Source organism: Micromonospora sp. WMMD1128 (assembly GCF_027497235.1).
Lineage (GTDB): Bacteria > Actinomycetota > Actinomycetes > Mycobacteriales > Micromonosporaceae > Micromonospora.
This window is the reverse complement of record NZ_CP114902.1, coordinates 3,557,057-3,578,656: the sequence shown is the minus strand read 5'-3', so window position 1 is coordinate 3,578,656 and position 21,600 is coordinate 3,557,057. Positions and strand designations below refer to the sequence as shown.

The window sequence follows — 21,600 nt, the reverse complement described above, 5'->3', positions numbered from 1 at the left end:
CAGGTGCTCCGGATCTCGTCGTCGGTGCGGTCGTCGTGGGATGGTCGGGGTGGTCAGCGGGTCCGGTCGTCGGCGCGGGCCAGCGCCATCTGCACGAGGTCGTCGACGTCGGCGGCGTCGATGTCGTCCGTGTGGTCGCCGCCGTTGCCACCGGCCGACCCGTCCGGCTGGTTCTCCAGGCTCAGCACCAGCTCCAGCAGACCGGCCTCGCGGAACCGGGCCAGCGGGATGGCCGCGATCCGGTCCCGCAGCTCGGCCTCCGCGTTCCGCTCGGCGGGCGCACCGCCCCGGGCCTCCGCCTCCACCCGCAGTTGGGCGGCGAGCCCGGCCGGTGTCGGGTAGTCGAAAAGCGTGGTGGCGGGCAGGCGCAGCCCGGTCGCCGCGGCCAGCCGGTTGCGCAGCTCGACGGCGGTGAGCGAGTCGAAACCCAGGTCCAGGAAGCCCCGTTCGACGTCGATGGTCGACGGGTCGGCGTGCCCGAGCACACCGGCGACCTCGGCGCGGACCAGGTCCAGCACCAGCCGGTCCCGAGCCGGTCCGGCCAGCCCGGCCAGCCGCTTGTCGAGCGGCACCGAGATTGCAGCCGCCCGCCGGGCCGGGACCCGGACCAGACCGCGCAGCACCGCCGGGACGAGCCCGCCGGAAGCGCCGGCGGCCAGGTCGAACCGGGCCGCCACCAGGGCCGGCGGCCCGCCGGTCAGGGCCGAGTCGAGCACCGCCAACCCCTGCTCCGCGGCGAGCGGCAGCAGGCCACCGCGCGCCGCCCGACCGGCCTCGGCGTCCCCGCCCATGCCGCCGTCCGCCGCCCACAGGCCCCAGGCCAGGGCGACGGCGGGCAGCCCGCGCGCCCGACGGTGCGCGGCGAGCGCGTCCAGGTAGGCGTTGGCTGCCGCGTAGTTCGCCTGGCCCGGGCTGCCGAGCACACCGGCGACCGAGGAGTAGAGCACGAACGCGGCGGACGGCCGGTCGGCGGTCAGCTCGTGCAGGTGGTGGGCGGCGTCCAGCTTCGGCGCCAGCACCGCGTCCAGACGCTCCGGGGTGAGCGACTCGACCACGCCGTCGTCGAGGACACCGGCCGTGTGGAACACCGCGGTCAGCGGATGCCGGCGGGGCACCGAGCGCAGCAGCGCGGCGGCCTGCTCCCGGTCGGCGATGTCGCAGGCCACGAGCTTGACCCGGGCGCCGAGGTCGCGCAGTTCGGCGCGGAGGGCCGCCGCGCCGGGGGCGTCCGGCCCCCGCCGGCTGGTCAGCAGCAGCCGGGTGATCCCGTGGGTGGTGACCAGGTGGCGGGCGAGCATCGCCCCGAGGGCGCCGGTGCCGCCGGTGATCAGGACGGTGCCGTCCGGGTCGAGGGTCGGGCCGGCGGTGGCCGCCGGCTCGGTGGGTGCCGCCGCCAGCCGGGGCACCAGCAGCGCGCCGGCACGCAGGGCCAGTTGCGGTTCCGCGCCGGAGGCCGCGCGGGCCAGCGACTCCGGCGCCACGTCGGCCGGCCCGTCGGGGTCGAGGTCCAGCAGGACGAAACGGTCGGGGTGCTCGTTCTGCGCCGACCTGATCAGGCCCCAGACGGCCGCGCCGGGCAGGTCGGTGACGTCCGCGCCGGGCGCGGCGGGGACCGCGCCCCGGGTCGCGAACACCAACCGGGTGTCGGCCAGCCGCTCGTCCGCCAGCCACTCCCGCACCAGGCGCAGCGCCCAGCGGACCGGCTCGTGGTCACCCGGATCGCGCCCCGCCGGCACCGCGGCCAGCACCGCCTCCGGTGCCGAGCCGGCGATCGCGGCCAGGTCGGGGCTTCCGTCCGGCATCGTGCCGAGGTGGACGACGGCAGGCGCCGAGGTCGACGGGCTGGCCGGCGACCAGTCCAGGTGGTAGCGCAGGTTCTGTCCGCCCGGTCGGACGGCGGCCAGTTGCGCGGCCGAGACCGGCCGGGTCACGAGCGACCCGACCGACGCGACGGGCGCGCCGGTCTCGTCCGCGACGGCAAGCGAGATCGCGTCCGGGCCGTCCGGGGTGAGCCGCACCCGGACCGTGCCGGCGCCGGCGGCGTGCAACGTCACCGCACGCCAGGCGAAGGGCAGCCGCAGCATCCCGTCGCGGTCGCGGTCGCGGTCGCGGTTGCCGTTGCCGTTGCCGTCGGCGGCGGCCGGGTGCAGGGCGGCGTCCAGCAGGGCCGGGTGCAGGCCGAAGCCCGCGGTGGCCGCCTCGGCCGGCAGCTCCACCTCGGCGAGGAGCGCGTCACCGGCGCGCCACACCGCCCGCAGGCCCTGGAACGCCGGGCCGTAGTGCAGACCGGACCGGGCGAGCCGGTCGTAGATCCCGGCCACGTCGACAGGTACGGCCCCGGGTGGAGGCCACTCGCCGGCCGCGAACGGCATCGGCTCGACCTCCGGCCCGGCCTCGGTGAGCGTGCCGGTCACGTGCTGGGTCCAGGCCGTGCCGTGCGGCGCCTTCTCGTCCCGGGAGTGCACGGCAAGCGCACGGGTGCCGTCGTCGCCGGGACCGTCGACCGTCACCCGCAGCTGCACGCCGCCGTGTTCGGCAAGCACCAGCGGCGCGTGCAGGGTCAGCTCGGCTACCTCGGCGGCGCCGACCTGACCGGCGACATGCAGGGCGAGGTCCGCGAATGCCGCGCCGGGCAGCAGCACCAGGTCCTGCACGGCGTGGTCGGCCAGCCACGGCTGGGCCGGCAGCGAGATCCGCCCGGTGAAGACGCGACCGCCGTCCGGGAGTTCCACCTCGGCCTGCACCAGGGGGTGGCCGGTAGCGGCCTGGCCGAGACCGTCCGGGCTGTTCCGCGCCGCCGGCGGGTGCAGCCAGTAGGGCTGGCGCTGGAACGGGTACGTCGGCAGTTCGGTGTGCCGGCCGACCGCCGGTACGACGGGCTTGGCCAGGTCGTGTCCATGGACGTGCAGCTGGGCGCGGGCCCGTGCGGGCTCGACCGTGGGGACGACTGCCGACTCGTGGTCGTCGGGGAGGCAGGCGAGAGTGAGGGTGCTGAGCGTGTTGTCCGGTCCGAGTTCCACGTAGGTGGTGACGCCGGCCGCGTCCAGGGTGGAGACCATGTCGTGGTAGCGGACGGCGTCGCGGATGTGTCGGGTCCAGTAGGCGGCGTCGAAGGCCGGGGCCACCTGGCCGGTCCGGTTGGAGATGACGGGGATCCTCGCCGGGTGGTAGGTGACGCTCGCGGCGATGGCCTGGAAATCCTCCAGGATGGGGTTCATGTGGGGGGAGTGGAAGGCGTGTGAGGTGGTGAGTTTCTTGGTGCGTCGTCCCTGTGCGGCCCAGTGCACGGCGATTTCGGTGACGGCGTCGGTGTCGCCGGAGATGACGGTGCTGGTGGGGGAGTTCAGTCCGGCGATGGCGACCGCTTCGACGTCGAGCATGGGGGCCAGCTCGTCCTCGGTGGCCTCGATGGCGATCATCGTGCCGCCTGCGGTGGCGGCTTGCATGAGTCGTCCTCGGGCGGTGACCAGCAGGGCGGCGTCGGGCAGGCTCAACACGCCGGCGAGGTGGGCGGCGGACAGTTCGCCGATGGAGTGCCCGGTCAGGAAGTCCGGCGTGATCCCCCAGCTGGTGACGAGGGCGTGCAGGGCGACGTGGGTGGCGAACAGGGCGGGTTGGGTGTAGCGGGTCTCGTGGACCGCGTCGACCATGGCCTCGCGCAGCGGCCGGTCCAGGTGCTTGTCCAACTCCGCGCAGACCGCGTCGAACGTGTCGACGAAGACGGGATCACGCAGGTCCGCCATTGCCGGGTGTTGGCTGCCCTGGCCGGTGCACAGGAAGGCGACCTTCCCGGTCGGGCGCGCGGTGCCGCGTACCAGTGCGGGGTGGGGGTTGTCGGTGGCGAGGGCGGTGAGCGCTTCGCGGTGGTCGGCGAGGATGACGGCGCGGTGGGTGTGCTGGGCGCGGCGGGCGAGGGTGTGGGCGACGTCCGCGTCCGCCTTGCCGTCGACGTGGGTCCGTAGTCGTGCGGCGGACTCGCGCAGCGCGTCGGCCGTGCGGCCGGAGAGCAGCCATGGCGCCGGCGTACCGGTGGGCTCCGGTTCCGGTCCGGCGGCGGTCGGTGGCTCTTCGATGATGAGGTGGGCGTTGGTGCCGCTGATGCCGAACGAGGACACGGCGGCGCGGCGGGGGTGGCCGTTCGGGGTCCAGGGTTGGGGTTCGGTGAGGAGGGTGACGTTTCCGGCCGACCAGTCGATGTGCGGGGATGGCTGGTCGACGTGCAGGGTCTGCGGCAGTTCGCCGTGGCGCATCGCGAGGATCATCTTGATGACGCCGGCGGTGCCGGCGGCGGCCTGGGTGTGGCCGATGTTGGACTTGATGGAGCCGAGCCAGAGGGGCCGGTCGTCGGGTCGGTCCTGGCCGTACGTGGCGAGGAGGGCTTGGGCTTCGATGGGGTCGCCGAGGGTGGTGCCGGTGCCGTGTGCCTCGACGGCGTCCACGTCGGCGGGGGTGAGTCGGGCGTTGGCGAGGGCCTGCCGGATGACCCGCTGCTGCGACGGCCCGTTGGGTGCGGTGAGGCCGTTGCTCGCCCCGTCCTGGTTCACCGCCGACCCGCGGATGACGGCGAGGACCGGGTGTCCGTTGCGCTGGGCGTCGGAGAGCCGTTCCAGGACCAGCATGCCGGCGCCCTCGCCCCAGCCCACCCCATCGGCCGCCGCGGCGAAGGACTTGCACCGCCCGTCCGGGGCGAGGCCGCGCTGCCGGCTGAACTCGATGAACGTTCCGGGCGTCGACATCACCGTCACACCGCCGGCCAACGCCAGGTCACACTCGCCGCCGCGCAGCGCCTGACCGGCCAGGTGCATGGCGACGAGCGACGACGAACACGCCGTGTCGACGGTGACCGCCGGACCCTCCAGACCGAACGTGTACGCCACCCGGCCCGACGCCACGCTGTAGGCGCTGCCGGTGCCCAGGTAGCCCTCCAACTCGTCCGGAGCCTGACCGTAGAGACGGGCGCCGTAGTCGCCGTACATCACGCCGGCGAAGACACCGGTCGAGGAGCCGCGCAGCGCCGCCGGGTCGATCCCGGCCGCCTCGAACGCCTCCCACGACGTCTCCAGCAGCAGCCGCTGCTGCGGGTCGATGGCGAGCGCCTCCCGCGGGCTGATGCCGAAGAAGTCGGCGTCGAACCGGTCCGCGTCGTAGAGGAAACCGCCCTCCCGGACGTAGGACTTCCCGGTCGCGTCCGGATCCGGGTCGAAGAGCGTGTCCAGATCCCAGCCCCGGCCGTCCGGGAACGCCGCGACCCCGTCGGCGCCGGCCGCGAGCCGCTCCCACAGCTCCGCCGGGGTGGCCACGCCGCCGGGATAGCGGCAGGCCATGCCGACGATCGCGATCGGGTCGCCGTCGACCGCCGTCGCGGCCCGCACGGTCGCCGTCTCCCGCCCGCCGCCCAACTCCGTCATCAGGTGTCCGACGAGGGCGTCCGTGGTCGGGTAGTCGAAGACCATCGTCGCGGGCAGCCGCAGCCCGGTGGCCGAGCCGACCTGGTTGCGCAGCTCGATCGCGGTCAGCGAGTCGAAGCCCAGGTCCTGGAAGGCGCGGGCGGGGTCGACCGAGGCGGCCGACCCATGTCCGAGCACGGCGGCGACCCGGCCACGGACCAGGTCGAGCAGCGCCGTCCGCCGCTCGGCCTCGGTCAGCCCGGCGAGCCGCAACCCGGCGCCGGCGATCGCACGCCGCGTCCGGACCCGCACCAGGCCGCGCACCGCCGCCGGCAGCGGCTCCGCCTCCGCCAGCCTTCCCAGGTCAAACTTCACGGGTACGACGAGTGGTCCGGCCGCCGCGCGCAGGGCCGCGTCGAAGAGCGCCAACCCTTCCGCGGCGTCGAGCGGGAGTACGCCCCGACCCCGCCCACCGTCGGCCGCCATCCCGCCGTTCGCGGCCCACGGACCCCAGGCGAGCGACGTGCCGGGCAGCCCGTGGGCGTGGCGGTGTGCGGCGAGTGCGTCGAGGTAGGTGTTGGCGGCGGCGTAGTTGGCCTGCCCGGGGTTGCCGAGGGTGCCGGCGATGGAGGAGTAGGTGACGAAGGCGGTGAGGTCGTGCGTGCGGGTGAGGTCGTGCAGGTGCCAGGCGGTGTCGGCCTTGGCGGTGAGGACGGTGTCGAGCCGGTCGGTGGTGAGGTCGGTGAGCAGTCCGTCGTCGAGGACGCCCGCGGTGTGGATGACGGCGGTCAGCCGGTGGCCGTCGAGCAGCGCGGCCAGGGCGTCGCGGTCGCTGGCGTCGCAGGCGGCGACGGTGACCTCGGCGCCGTGCGCGGTCAATTCGGTGTGGAGTTCGGTGGCGCCGGGTGCCTCGGGGCCGCGGCGGCTGGTCAGCAGCAGCCGGCGGACACCGTGGGTGGTGACGAGGTGGCGGGCCAGCAGCGCGCCGAGCGCGCCGGTGCCACCCGTGATCAGCACCGTGCCGTCCCGGTCCAGCCCGATGCCGGCGGCCTCCGGGGCGGGACGCGGAACGTCTACCGGGGCGGGACGCGGAACGTCCACCGGGGCGAGGCGCGGAACGTGGCACCGGTCGCCGCGTACCGCCAGCTCGGGGTCGGTGCCGGCGACGAGCCGCCGGAGCACGTCGGCCGGGATCCCGTCCCCGTCCGCGTCGAGCAGGTGGAACAGGTCGGCGTGCTCGTTCCGGGCGGTCCGGGCCAGGCCCCAGACGGCGGCCCCGGGCAGGTCGGTCACGTCCTCGTCGGGCTCGACCGCAACCGCGCCCCGGGTGACGAGCACCAGGCGGGTGCCGGCCAGCCGCTTCTCCGCCAGCCAGTCCTGCGTCAGCCGCAGGACGCCCCGCACCGGACCGTGGTCGGCCGGGTGCCGTCCGGCGGGTACCGCGACCAGCGCCACCGCGGGACGACCGTCGTCCCCGGCCAGCGCGGCCAGATCGGGGTAGGCGACCAGGCCGGGCCCGGCCGGACCGTCACCCAGGACGGCGACCGGCTCGTCCGCTCCGGCGTCCGCCGTGCCGTCCAGTGGCGTCCAGCCCAGTCGGTAGAGCGTGCCACCGGTCCGGGGGGCGGTCGCGGCCAGCTGCCCGGCGGTGACCGGTCGGGTGGCGAGCGAGGCCACCGTGGCGACCGGGGCGCCGGCCTCGTCCGTCACCAGCATCGAGATCCCGCCGGTGACCTGTCGCAGCCGGACCCGCAGGCTCGTCGCGCCGGTGGCGAAGACCCGTACGTCCGACCACTCGAACGGCAGGTGGGCCTCGTCCAGGGTCGTGGCCGTGGCGGCGGTGGCGTGCAGCGCGGCGTCGAGCAGCGCCGGGTGCACGGTGAACCGGTCGGCGTCCGGGTGCTGCTCGTCGGGGAGTGCGACCTCGGCGTACACGTCGTCGCCGGCCCGCCAGGCGGCGCGCAGCCCCTGGAAGGCGGGTCCGTAGCCGTAGCCGGCGGTAGCCAGTCGGTCGTAGAGCGACTCGGTGTCCACCGGGGCGGCGCCCGCGGGCGGCCACGCGGTCAGGTCATCCGGGTCGTCGCCGGTGGACCGTCCGGCAAGCGTGCCGCTCGCGTGCGCGGTCCAGGCGCTGTCGGGGCCGTCCGGGCGGGAGTGCACCGAGAACGGTCGCCGTCCCCGCTCGTCGGGGCCACCGACGGTCGCCTGGAGCCGCACCGTTCCCCGTTCCGGGAGGACGAGCGGCGCCTGGAGCGTCAACTCCTCCACCCCCGGGCAGCCCGCCCGGTCCGCGGCGTGCACGGCCAGTTCCACGAGCGCGGTCCCGGGCAGCACGACCGTGCCGAGCACGGCGTGGTCGGCCAGCCAGCGGTGCGTGCGCAGCGAGAGCCGCCCGGTGAGCAGCCATCCGTCGTCGTCGGCCAGCGGCAGCGCGGCTTCGACGAGCGGGTGGCCGGTGCCGGTCAGGCCGAGCGCCGCGGAACCGGGCTGGGCCCGGACCCAGAAGTGCTCACCCTGGAACGGGTACGTGGGCAGGTCGATCAGCCGCCCGGCGGGTGTGGTGGTGGTCCAGACCGTTTCACGCCCCGCCGCGTGCAGCACCGCGTGGGCGTGCTGGCCGAGGTGGGCGGCGGTGATGGTGGCGGTGTGGTTCTCGGGGAGGCAGGCGTAGGTGAGTGCGCTGAGGGTGTTGTCGGGTCCGAGTTCGAGGTAGGTGGTGACGCCAGCGTTGTCGAGGGTGGCGACCATGTCGCGGTAGCGGACGGCGTCGCGGATGTGTCGGGTCCAGTAGGCGGCGTCGAAGGCCGGGGCCACCTGGCCGGTCCGGTTGGAGATGACGGGGATGGTGGCGGGGTGGTAGGTGACGCTGTCGGCGATGGCCTGGAATTCGTCCAGGATGGGGTTCATGTGGGGGGAGTGGAAGGCGTGTGAGGTGGTGAGTTTCTTGGTGCGCCGTCCCTGCCCGGCCCAGTGCACGGCGATCGCGGTGACGGCGTCGACGTCGCCGGAGATGACGGTGCTGGTGGGCGAGTTCAACCCGGCGATGGAGACCGCGGCGGGGTCGAGCATCGGGGTCAGCTCGTCTTCGGTGGCCTCGATGGCGATCATGGTGCCGCCGGGTGTGGCGGCTTGCATGAGTCGTCCTCGGGCGGTGACGAGCAGCGCGGCGTCGGGCAGGCTCAACACTCCGGCGAGGTGCGCGGCCGACAGCTCGCCGATCGAGTGTCCGGTGAGGTAGTCGGGCGTGATCCCCCAGCTCGTGACCAGGGCGTGCATTGCCACGTGCACGGCGAACAGGGCGGGTTGGGTGTAGCGGGTCTCGTGGACCGCGTCGACCATCGCTTCGCGTAGGGGCCGGTCGAGGTGCTTGTCCAGTTCGGCGCAGACCCGGTCGAAGGCGTCGACGAAGACGGGTTCGTCGCGGTGGGCCATCTCCGGGTGCTGGCTGCCCTGCCCCGTGCACAGGAACGCGATCTTCCCCGTCGGGCGCGCGACGCCGCGTACCAGTGCGGGGTGGTCGTTGTCGGCGGCGAGGGCGGCCAGTGCCTCGTGGTGGTCGGCGAGGATGACGGCGCGGTGGGTGTGCTGGGCGCGGCGGGCCAGGGTGTGGGCGACGTCGACGTCCGCCTTGCCGTCGACGTGGTCGTGCAGCCGCACGGCGGACTCGCGCAGCGCCTCGGGGGTGCGGGCGGACAGCAGCCACGGCATCGGCGCGCCGGCCGGCGGCTCCGGCTCCTCCACGTCCGGTGCTTCCTCGATGATGACGTGGGCGTTGGTGCCGCTGATCCCGAACGACGACACGCCGGCCCGACGCGCATGACCGTTGCGCTCCCAGGGCCGGGCCTCGGTGAGCAGCGCGACGTTCCCGGCGTCCCAGTCGACGTGCGGGGACGGCTCGTCCACGTGCAACGTCCGGGGCAGCTCGTCGTACCGCATCGCCAGGACCATCTTGATGACGCTGGCGACGCCGGCGGCGGCCTGGGTGTGGCCGATGTTGGACTTGATGGAGCCGAGCCAGAGCGGCCGGTCGTCGGGTCGGTCCTGGCCGTACGTGGCGAGGAGGGCTTGGGCTTCGATGGGGTCGCCGAGGGTGGTGCCGGTGCCGTGTGCCTCGACGGCGTCCACGTCGGCGGGGGTGAGTCGGGCGTTGGCGAGGGCCTGCCGGATGACCCGCTGCTGCGACGGCCCGTTCGGGGCGGTGAGGCCGTTGCTCGCCCCGTCCTGGTTCACCGCCGACCCGCGGATGACGGCGAGGACCGGGTGCCCGTTGCGCTGGGCGTCGGAAAGCCGTTCCAGGACCAGCATGCCGGCGCCCTCGCCCCAGCCCACCCCATCGGCCGCCGCGGCGAAGGACTTGCACCGCCCGTCCCGGGCCAGGCCGCGCTGCCGGCTGAACTCGGTGAACACGGTCGGGTTCGCCATCACCGTGGCGCCGCCGGCCAAGGCCAGGTCACACTCGCCGCCGCGCAACGCCTGTGCCGCCAGGTGGATCGCCACGAGGGACGACGAACACGCGGTGTCGACGGTGACCGCCGGACCCTCCAGACCGAACGTGTAGGCGATCCGGCCGGACGCCACACTTGTCGTGGTGCCGGTGATGCTGTAGCCCTCGATCTCCAGCGGCGCCTCGGTCCCGTACTGCTGGGCGACGACACCGGCGAAGACGCCGGTGCTGGTGCCGCGCAGCGTCGCCGGGGTGATGCCGGCCGCCTCGAACGCCTCCCAGGTGGTCTCCAGGAGTAGCCGCTGCTGCGGGTCGGTGGCGGTGGCCTCGCGGGGGCTGATGCCGAAGAAGTCGGCGTCGAAGCGGGCCGCGTCGTGGACGAAGCCGCCCTCCCGGGCGTAGCACTTCCCCGGCGCGTCGGGGTCCGGGTCGAAGAGTTCGTCGATGTCCCAGCCGCGCCCGTCGGGGAACTCGCCGATCGTGTCGGCGCCCTCGGCCAGCAGCCGCCACATCCGTTCCGGGGTGTCCGCCTCGCCGGGGAACCGGCAGGCCATCGCCACGATCGCGATCGGTTCGCCGGGCGCGACGGCCGACGGCGCCGGCGTGGCGGTCGCGGTGGCGGCCGGCGCGATGTGGGTGAGCAGGTACGCGGCGAGCGCCTGCGGCGTCGGATAGTCGAAGATCATCGTCGCCGGCAACCGCAGCTCGGTGTCGGCGGTGAGGCGGTTGCGCAGCTCGACCGCGGTCAGCGAGTCGAAACCCAGGTCCTGGAAGGTGCGGTCCGGGTCGACGGCGTCCGCGGCCGGATACCCGGCGACCGCGGCGACGTGCTCGCGGACGAGGCCGAGCAGCGCGCCGAGCCGGTCCGGTCCGGCCAGCCGGAGCGCGAGCGCCGACCCGCCCCGGCTGGTCCCCGACGCGACCGCCCGCCGTGGCGCGGGCCGCACCAGCCCGCGCAGCAGCGGCGGCACGTCCGGGCTCCCGGCTAGGCGTCGCAGCGCGGCCGGGTCGAGGCGGGCCGGGGCGAGCGTCGGAGCCGGATCGGTGAGCGCGGCGTCGAACAGCGCGAGGGCCTCCTCCGGTGTCATCGGCAGCAGGCCGCTGCGGCGCATCCGCTGCGCGTCGGCCTCGGCCAGCCCGCCGCCCATGCCGTCGCCCCCGGCCCACAGTCCCCAGGCGAGGGAGGTGGCGGGTAGTCCGTGGGTGTGGCGGTGTGTGGCGAGGGCGTCGAGGTAGGTGTTGGCGGCGGCGTAGTTGGCTTGTCCGGGGTTGCCGAGGGTGCCGGCGATGGAGGAGTAGGTGATGAAGGCGGTGAGGTGGTGTGTGCGGGTGAGGTGGTGCAGGTGCCAGGCGGTGTCGGCTTTGGGGGTGAGGACGGTGTCGAGTCGGTCGGTGGTGAGGTCGGTGAGCAGCCCGTCGTCGAGGACGCCGGCGGTGTGGATGATCGCGGTGGGTTGGTGCCTGTCGAGCAGGGCGGCGAGTTGATCGGGGTCTGCGCTGTCGCAGGCGGCGATGGTGACCTCAGCGCCGTGTGCGGACAACTCGCTGTGCAGTTCGGTGGCGCCGGGTGCGTGGGGTCCGCGGCGGCTGGTGAGGATGAGTCGGCGGATGTCGTGGGTGGTGACGAGGTGGCGGGCCAGCAATGCGCCGAGGGCTCCGGTGCCGCCGGTGATGAGGACGGTGTCCTCGCTGGTGAGGGGGGTGGGGATGGTGAGGATGACTTTGCCGGTGTGGCGGGCTTGGCTGAGGTGGCGGAAGGCGGTGGGGGCGTCGCGGATGTCGAACGCGGTCACCGGCAGCGGCTTCAGCACCCCCGACGCGAACAGCAGACCGAGGTCGTCGAGCATCTCCCGGATCGCGTCCGGCCCGGCGTCGACCATGTCGAACGCCTGATATTCCACGCCCGGGTGGGCGTCCGCGACCACCTGCGGATCCCGGATGTCGGTCTTGCCCATCTCCAGGAAGTGACCGCCGCGCGGCAGGAGGCGCAGCGAGGCGTCGACGAACTCCCGGGCCAGCGAGTCGAGCACCACGTCCATGCCCGCGCCGCCGGTGGCGGCCCGGAACCGCTCCTCGAAATCCAGGGTGCGGCTGTTGCCGATGTGCTCGTCCGGGAGGCCGAGCGCCCGTAGCACCCGCTGCTTCGCCGGGCTGGCGGTCGCGTAGATGTCCGCGCCGAGGTGCCGGGCGAGTTGCACGGCGGCGGTGCCGACGCCGCCGGTCGCCGCATGGATCAGGATCCGATCCCCGCGACCCAGCCGCATCAGACGGGTGAGGCCGTAGTACGCGGTGAGGTAGACGACAGGCGCGGCGGCGGCCTCCGCGAACGTCCAGCCCTCCGGCACCGGCGCCAGGAGCCGCTGGTCGGTGACGGCCACCGGTCCCATGGCGCCGGTGAACAGGCCCATGACGTGTTGGCCGGGGGTGAGGGTGGTGACGTCGTCGGCGACGTGGGTGATGATGCCGGCTGCTTCGCCGCCGATGGCGGCGTGTCCGGGGTACATGTCGAGGGCGATGAGGACGTCGCGGAAGTTGAGGCCGGCGGCGCGGACGGCGATGCGGACCTGGCCGGGTGCGAGTGGTTGGGTGAGTTCGGGTGCGGGGAGCAGGGCGAGGTTTTCCAGGGTGCCGGCCGAGGTGACGCCGAGCCGCCACGGGCCGTCCGGCGGGCTCAGTGGCGCGGGCTCGGCGGCCCGGGTCAGGCGCGGCGCATAGGCCACCCCGTCCCGGACGGCCAACTGCGGCTCACCGGTGGCGACCGCCGCGCTCAGCACCGCCGCGTCCGCCGGGTCCGGGCCGAGGTCCACAAGCTGGACGAGACCCGGGTGCTCGGACTGCGCGGCGCGGACCAGACCCCAGACCCCGGCCGAGGACAGGCCGTCGACCGGGTCGCCGGGACGCGCCGCGACCGCGCCCCGGGTGACGATCACCAGGCGGCCGTCCGCCGGCGGGTCCGCCGCCAGGCGATCCTGCACCAGCGTCAGCGCACGCGCGGCGGCCCGGTGACCGGTCGGATCGTCGCCGTCCACGGTGGCCTCCACCACCTCCACGGCGTCACCGGCCCCAGGTTCGCCCACCGGCACCGGAATCCACTGCGTCCGGTACAGCCCGCGCCGGGTCGGATCCCCGGCCGCGGCGAGCTGTTCCGGCGAGACCGGGCGCACCGTCAGGGCCGCGACGGACGCGACCGGCAGGCCGGCGACGTCGATCAGCTCCAGTGACAACTCGTCGGCGTCGACCACCAGCCGGGCCCGCAGCACCGACGCGCCGGCGGCGTGCAGCGTCACGCCGCGCAGCGCGAACGGCAGCCGTACGTCGTCGTAGGTGAGCGCGGCAGCGTGCAGAGCCGCGTCGAACAGCGCCGGGTGCAGGCCGAACCCGGTCGGGTCGGCGTCACCGCCGAGCGCGATCTCCGCGTACACCGTGTCGCCGTCGCGCCAGGCGGCGCGCAGGCCCCGGAACTCCGGGCCGTACTCCACCCCGACGGCGGACAGGCGCGGGTAGAGGTCGTCGACATCCACCGGCTCGCCCGGTGGCGGCCAGGCGAAGCCCGCTGCCGACGCGGGCGGCGCGGCGCTCACCGTGCCGGAGGCGTGGCGGATCCACCCCTCGTTCTCGTCGGCGCCGGCCGGCCGGGAGTGCACCGAAACCGGCCGCTGGTCGCCCTGGGCCGTCCCGACCCGCACCTGGACCTGCACGGCGCCCCGGGCGGGCAGCGTCAGCGGCGCCTCGAGGATCAGCTCGTCGAGGTGCGGCGCGCCGACTTCGTCGGCCACGTGCAGCACCAGGTCGGCGAGCGCGGTGGCGGGCAGCAGCACGGTGCCGTGCACGGCGTGCCCGGCCAGCCACGGATGGCTCTGTAGGCCGATCCGCCCGGTGTAGAGGAGGCCGCCGCCGTCGGCGAGTTCGGCGGCGGCGCCGAGCAGCGGGTGGTCGGCGGTGGTCAGGCCGAGGCTCGCGGCGGTGCCGGTGGTGGCCGGGCGCAGCCAGTAGGGCTGGCGTTGGAACGGGTAGGTGGGCAGGTCGATGAGGCGTCCGGCGGGTGTGGTGGTGGTCCAGGTGGTGTGGTGTCCGGCGGCGTGGAGCGCGGCGTGGGCGTGCTGGCCGAGGTGGGCGGCGGTGATGGTGGCGGTGGTGTCCTCGGGGAGGCAGGCGTGGGTGAGGGCGCTGAGGGTGTTGTCGGGTCCGAGTTCGAGGTAGGTGGTGACCCCGGCGGCATCCAGGGTGGTGATCATGTCGCGGTAGCGGACGGCGTCGCGGATGTGTCGGGTCCAGTAGGCGGCGTCGAAGGCTGGGGCGATGTCTCCGGTGCGGTTGGAGATGACCGGGATGGTGGCGGGGTGGTAGGTGACGCTGTCGGCGATGGCCTGGAATTCGTCCAGGATGGGGTCCATGTGGGGGGAGTGGAAGGCGTGTGAGGTGGTCAGTTTCTTGGTGCGTCGTCCCTGTGCGGCCCAGTGCACGGCGATCGCGGTGACGGCGTCGGTGTCGCCGGAGATGACGGTGCTGGTGGGGGAGTTGAGTCCGGCGATGGAGACCTTTTCCGGGTCGAGCATCGGGGTCAGTTCGTCTTCGGTGGCCTCGATGGCGATCATCGCGCCGCCGGGTGTGGCGGCTTGCATGAGTCGTCCTCGGGCGGTGACCAGCAGGGCGGCGTCGGGGAGGCTGAGCACGCCGGCGAGGTGGGCGGCGGACAGCTCGCCGATGGAGTGCCCGGTCAGGAAGTCCGGCGTGATGCCCCAACTGGTGACGAGGGCGTGCAGGGCGACGTGGGTGGCGAAGAGGGCGGGTTGGGTGTAGCGGGTTTCGTGGACGGCGTCGACCATGGCCTCGCGCAGGGGCCGGTCGAGGTGTTTGTCGAGTTCGGCGCAGACGGCGTCGAAGGTTTCGAGGAAGACGGGTTCGTCGCGGTGGGCCATCTCGGGGTGTTGGCTGCCTTGCCCGGTGCACAGGAAGGCGATCTTCCCGGCCGGGCGCGCGGTGCCGCGTACCAGTGCGGGGTGGGGGTTGTCGGCGGCGAGGGCGGTCAGTGCCTCGTGGTGGTCGGCGAGGATGACGGCGCGGTGGGTGTGCTGGGCGCGGCGGGCCAGGGTGTGGGCTACGTCGAGGTCAGCCTTGCCGTCGACGTGGTCGCGCAGCCGTGCGGCGGACTCGTGCAGCGCCTCCGCCGTGCGGCCGGAGAGCAGCCATGGCACGGGTGTCCCGACCGATGGCGGCTCCTCGACGGCGGGCGCTTCCTCGATGATGAGGTGGGCGTTGGTGCCGCTGATGCCGAACGACGACACGCCGGCCCGGCGCGGGTGACCGTTGCGTTCCCACGGTTGCGCCTCGCTGAGCAGCGCGATGTTGCCGGCGTCCCAGTCGACGTGCGGGGACGGCTCGTCGACGTGCAGCGTCTGCGGCAACAGGTCGTGGCGCAGTGCCTGCACCATTTTGATCACTCCGCCGACGCCGGCGGCGGCCTGCGCGTGCCCGATGTTCGACTTGATCGAGCCGAGCCAGAGCGGCCGGTCGTCGGGCCGGTCCTGCCCGTAGGTGGCCAGCAGCGCTTGGGCCTCGATCGGGTCACCCAGGGTGGTGCCGGTGCCGTGCGCCTCCACCGCGTCCACGTCGGCGGGCGACAGGCGCGCGTTGGCCAGGGCCTGGCGGATGACCCGCTGCTGCGACGGCCCGTTCGGCGCGGTGAGGCCGTTGCTGGCGCCGTCCTGGTTCACCGCCGACCCGCGAACCACCGCGAGCACCGGGTGGTTGTTGCGGCGGGCGTCGGAGAGCCGTTCGAGGAGCACGATCCCGGCGCCCTCGGCGAATCCGGCGCCGTCGGCCGTCGCGGCGAAGGACTTGCACCGCCCGTCCGGGGCCAGGCCACGCTGCCGGCTGAACTCGGTGAACAGGCCGGGCGTCGCCATCACCGTCACGCCACCGGCAAGCGCCAGATCGCACTCGCCGCCGCGCAGCGCCTGCGCCGCCAGGTGCATGGCGACAAGCGACGACGAACACGCCGTGTCGACCGTGACCGCCGGACCCTCCAGACCGAACGTGTACGCCACCCGGCCGGACGCCACGCTGCCCGCGCTGCCGTTGCCGACGTAACCCTCCACCTCCTGCGGCACCTGGTTGATCAACCGCCCGCCGTAGTCGCCGTACATCAGACCGGCGAAGACGCCGGTGGCGGAGCCGCGCAGCGTGGCCGGGTCGATCCCGGCCGCCTCGAACGCCTCCCACGACGCCTCCAGCAGCAGCCGCTGCTGCGGGTCGATGGCGAGCGCCTCGCGCGGCGTGATGCCGAAGAAGTCGGCGTCGAACCGGTCCGCGTCGTAGAGGAAACCGCCGTGCCGGGCGTAGGACTTGCCGGGTGCGTCCGGGTCCGCGTCGTAGAGGTCGTCGAGGTCCCAGCCGCGCCCGGTCGGGAAGTCACCGATCGCGTCGAGGCCGTCGGCGAGCAGCCGCCACAGCTCCTCGGGGGAGCTGACGCCGCCCGGGTAGCGGCAGCTCATCGCCACGATCGCGATCGGCTCCGCGGACGGGTGGCCGGCGCCGGCCACCACCCCGACCGCCGGGCCGGTCCCGAGCAGCTCCGCGCCGAGGTACGCGGCGAGCGCCGCCGGCGTCGGATAGTCGAACACGAGCGTGGCGGGCAGCCGCAGCCCGGTGGCGAGGGTCAGCCGGTTGCGCAGCTCGACCGCGGTCAGCGAGTCGAAGCCGAGTTCGGCGAAGGCCAGGTCGGTGGCGACCGCGTCGGCCGCGCCGTAGGCGAGGACCCCGGCGACGTGCCCGCGTACCAGGTCCAGCAGCAGCCGGTCGCGCGCCTCGGGGGCGAGGCCGGCGAGTCGCCCGGCCAACCCGTCGGCGTCGGGCGCGGTCTGGGCGGCCTGCCGGGCGGGCGTCCGGACCAGGCCGCGCAGCATCGCGGGCAGCCGCCCGGCGCCGGCCAGGGTCCGCAGCGCCGGCAGGTCCAGCCGAACCGGGGCGACCGCCGGACGGTCACCGGCGAGCGCGGCGTCGAACAGGGCCAGCGCGTCCGGCGCGTCGAGCGGCAGCACGCCGCCCCGGGCCAGCCGGGACCGGTCGCCGTCGGCCAGCTCGCCGGTCATGCCGCTGGCGTCGGCCCACAGCCCCCAGGCGAGCGAGACGGCGGGCAGGCCGCGCGCGTGCCGGTGGGCGGCGAGCGCGTCGAGGTAGGCGTTCCCGGCGGCGTAGTTCGCCTGCCCGGGGCTGCCCAGGGTGCCGGCCGCCGAGGAGTAGAGCACGAAGGCGGCGAGGCCGGCGTCGGCGGTCAGCTCGTGCAGGTGCCAGGCGCCGTCCATCTTCGGCCGCAGGACGGCGTCCAGCCGGTCCTCGGTGAGCGCGGTGACGATCCCGTCGTCGAGCAGCCCGGCGGCGTGCACGACGGCGGTCAGCGGATGCGCGTCCGGAACGGCGTCGAGCAGGGCGGCGACGGCGTCGCGGTCCGCCAGGTCGCAGGCGGCGATGGTGACCTCGGCGCCGCGCGCGGCCAGCTCGTCGCGGAGTTCGGCGCTGCCCGGGGCGTCGGCGCCGCGGCGGCTGGTGAGCAGCAGCCGGGTGACGCCGTGGCGGGCGACGAGGTGACCGGCGAGGAGCCGGCCGAGGGTGCCGGTCCCGCCGGTGATCAGCACGGTGCCGTCCGGGTCGAGGGCGGGTGGCGTCGGGTCGGACCCGGTCAGGGTGGTGGCGCGGGCCGCCAACAGCCGGCCGTCGCGGACCGCGAGCTGCGGTTCGTCGCCGGCGGCGATCCGGGCGAGGAGGTCCGGGCCGGGCTCGTCGTCTGCGTCGACCAGGACGATCCGGCCGGGGTGCTCGGCCTGGGCGCTGCGGGCCAGGCCCCAGACCGCCGCCGCCGCAAGATCAGGAACATCCTCCCCGGTACGGGTGGCGACCGCGCCCCGGGTCAGCAGCACGATCCGCGCCTCGGTGTCGAGCCACCGGCGCAGCACCCGCAGGGCCTGCCGGACCGGCTCGTGGTCGGCCGGATGGGCGCCCGCGGGCAGGCGCACCGCGACCACCTCGGCGTCGGCCGGCTCGTCGCCGTCGAGCAGCACTACCGTCGGCGCGTCCGCCACCGCACGCGGCTCGCTCGGCACCCAGTCCACCGCGTACAGCGGCTGCCGGCCCGCCGGCCGCGCGGCGACCAACTGCGCGGCCGACACCGGCCGGGTGACGAGCGAGTCGATCGTGGCGACCGGCGCGCCGTCGGCGTCGAAGAGGGCCACCGTCACGGTGTCGTCCCCGGCCGGGGTGATCCGGACCCGGGCGGTACGGGCGCCGGTGGCGTGCAGCCGCATGCCGGCGAACGAGAACGGCAGCCGGACGGCGTCCCGGTCGTGCCCGAGGGCGATCGGGTGCAGGGCGGCGTCCAGCAGCGCCGGGTGGATGCCGTACCCGTCGGTCTCGGTCTCCGCCGGCAGCGCCACCTCGGCCCAGACCGCGTCGCCGGCGCGCCACACGGCGCGGACGCCCTGGAACACCGGCCCGTAACCGAGCCCGGTCTCGGCCAGCGCCGGATAGAAGTCGGCCAGGTCCACCGGCTCGCCGGCCGGCGGCCACGCCGCCAACCCGGCCGGCTCCGTGCCGCCTGCCCCGGCCGCGCTGGCCGTGCCGGTGACGTGGCGGATCCAGGTCGGGTCCGCGTCGTCGTCCGCCGGCCGGGAGTGGATCGACAGCGCGCGGCTGCCGTCCGGCCCCGGCGCGTCGACCCGCAGTTGGACGTGCACGGCCCCGGACGCCGGCAGCATCAGCGGCGCGTGCAGGACCAACTCCTCGATCCGGTCCGCGCCGGCCTGCCCGGCCGCGTGCAACGCCAGGTCGGCGAGGGCCGCGCCGGGCAGCAGCGGGTCGCCGAGCACCGCGTGATCGGCCAGCCACGGGTGCGCGTGCAGGGACAACCGGCCGGTGAACAGGTGCCCGTCGGTGTCGGCGAGCGTCACCGTCGCGCCCAGCAGCGGATGCCCCGACGGCCGCAGGCCCAGGTCGGCGACGTCCCCGTCGCCGGGCGGCACGTCCAGCCAGTACCGCTGCCGGACGAACCCGTAGGTGGGCAGGTCCCCGGCGTGGACCGGGGCGGCACCGTGGAAGACGGACCAGTCCACCTCGGTGCCGGCGGCGTGCGCCTGCCCGAGCGAGGTGTGGAACCGGCGCAGGCCGCCGTCGTCGCGACGCAGCGAACCGGTCGCGGTCGCCCCCGGCGCGGCGGTGTCGAGCGTCTCCTGGGTGGCGACGGTCAGCACCGGGTGCGGGCTGGCCTCGATGAAGACCCGGAAACCGGCCGCGTGGAGAGCGCGTGCGGTCTCCTCGTAGCGGACGGTCCGGCGCAGGTTGGTGTACCAGTAGCGGGCGTCCAGGCCGGTGGTGTCGAACTGCCCGGCGGTGACGGTGGAGTAGAACGGGACGGCGGACGCCATCGGACGGATCCCGGCCAGCAGGCCGAGCAGTTCCTCCTCGATCGCCTCCACGTGCGCGCCGTGCGAGGCGTAGTCGACCGGGATGCGGCGGGCCCGCACGCCGTCCGCCTCGCAGCGCGCGATCAGTGCCGCCAGCGGCTCGGCGTCGCCGGAGACGACGGTGGACGCGGGACCGTTGACGGCGGCGATGCCGAGCCGGTCGCCCGCGTCGGCCAGCAGCGCGCTGACCTCGGCCGCGGGGAGCGGGATCGAGGCCATGCCACCCCGGCCGCCGATCGCGGCCAACGCCCGGCTGCGCAGCGCCACCACCAGGGCGGCGTCCTCCAGGCTGAGCGCGCCGGCGACGCACGCCGCGGCGATCTCACCCTGCGAGTGACCCACGACCGCGTCCGGGCGTACGCCGGAGGAGCGCCACAGCTCGGCGAGCGACACCATCACCGCGAACAGGGCCGGCTGCACCACGTCGGCCCGTTCCAGCGGCGGCGCGTCGGGGTGCCCGGCGAGCACGTCCAGGACGTCCCAGCCGGTGTGCGGTCGCAGCGCCGCCGCGCACTCCCGGAGCCGGTCCCGGAACACCGGGGCGGTCTCCAGCAGCTCGGTGGCCATCCCGGCCCACTGCGAGCCCTGACCGGGGAAGACCAGGACGGTCCGGGCCGGCCCGGCGGCGGTGCCGGTCACCACGGCGGCGGACGGCTCACCGGCGGCGAGCGCGTCGAGCGCCTGGCGGAACTCGTCCGGGCCGTCCGCCACGATCGCGGCCCGGTGGGGGAACCGGGCCCGGGTGCTCGCCAGCGCGGCGCCGATGGTGGCCGGGTCGGCCTCGGGGTGGGTGTCCAGGTGGTCGCGGAGCCGGGCGGCCTGGATCCGCAGCGCCGGCTCGGTCTTCGCGGACAGGATCCACGGCCCGGGCGCCGGGCGGGCCGGCTCGGCGGCGGGCTCCTCGGCCGGCGGCTCCTCCAGGATCAGGTGTGCGTTGGTGCCGCTGATGCCGAACGACGACACCGCGGCCCGGCGCGGGCGTCCGGTCACCGGCCACGGCTGGGCCTCGGTGAGCAGGTCCACCGCGCCCTCGGTCCAGTCCACGTGCGACGACGGCGCGTCGATGTGCAGGCTCTTCGGCAGGACGCCGTGCGCCATCGCCTGAACGATCTTGATGACGCTCGCCGCGCCGGCCGCCGCCTGGGTGTGCCCGATGTTCGACTTCACCGACCCCAGCAGCAGCGGCCGGTCCGCCGGCCGCTCCCGACCGTAGGTGGCGAGCAGCGCCTGGGCCTCGATCGGGTCGCCGAGGGTGGTGCCGGTCCCGTGCGCCTCCACCACGTCGATCTGGTCGGAGGTCAGCCGCGCGTTCGCCAGCGCCTGCCGGATCACCCGCTGCTGGGAGGGTCCGTTCGGGGCGGTGAGCTGGCTGCTCGTACCGTCCTGGTTGAGCGCGCTGCCGGTGATCACGGCGAGTACCCGGTGCCCGTTGCGGCGGGCGTCGGAGAGCCGCTCCAGCAGCAGCACGCCCGCGCCCTCCGCCCAGGCCACCCCGTCGGCGGCCTCCGCGAACGACTTGCACCGCCCGTCCGGCGCCAGCCCGCGCTGCCGGCTGAAGTCGATGAACGTGCTCGGCGTCGCCATCACCGCGACGCCGCCGGCGAGCGCCAACCCGCACTCCTCGTTGCGCAGCGCCTGGCAGGCCACGTGCATGGCGACGAGCGAGGACGAGCAGGCGGTGTCCACGGTGACCGCCGGGCCCTCGAACCCGAACGTGTAGGCGACCCGGCCGGAGGCGATGCTGCCCGCGTTGCCGGTGCCGATGAACCCCTCGAAGCCGGCCGGTGTGCGCTCCTGCAACCGGGAGCCGTAGTCGTTGTACATCACGCCGGCGAAGACACCGGTGTCCGAGCCGCGCAGGGTGTCCGGGGTGATCCCGGCCCGCTCCATCGCCTCCCACGACGTCTCCAGCAGCAGCCGGTGCTGCGGGTCGACGGAGAGCGCCTCCCGGGGGCTGATGCCGAAGAAGCCGGGGTCGAACAGGTCCGCGTCGTGCAGGAACCCGCCCTCCCGGGCGTAGCTGGTGCCGGTGTGCTCCGGGTCCGGGTGGTAGAGCGCGGTGGTGTCCCAGCCCCGGTTCTCCGGGAACGGCGTGATCGCGTCCACCTCACCGGCGACCAGGTCCCACAACTGTTCCGGCGTGCTCACCCCGCCCGGGTACCGGCAGGCCATGCCGATGATCGCGATCGGCTCGCGGCTCGCGGACTCCGCCTCGACCAGACGCTGCCGCGTCTGGTGCAGCTCGGCGGTGACCCGCTTCAGATAATCGCGGAGCCTGTCCTCATTCACCATGAACCTTCATTCCTCCGGATCC

At 74.9% G+C, this 21,600-nt stretch carries 1 protein-coding gene; it reads right to left on the bottom strand.

Annotated features, from left to right (window positions below; genetic code table 11):
• Positions 1–53: 53 nt before the first annotated feature.
• Positions 54–21,578: a type I polyketide synthase gene (locus O7602_RS16115; RefSeq protein ID WP_281583461.1), complete on the bottom strand. Its 21,525-nt coding sequence runs from the start codon at positions 21,576–21,578 to the stop codon at positions 54–56.
• Between the last annotated feature and the right edge of the window lie 22 nt (positions 21,579–21,600).

What these genes read in the sequence shown, in the direction of transcription:
- O7602_RS16115 (WP_281583461.1), bottom strand. Translation starts at nt 21,578, where the DNA reads ATGGTGAATGAGGACAGGCTCCGCGATTATCTGAAGCGGGTCACCGCC.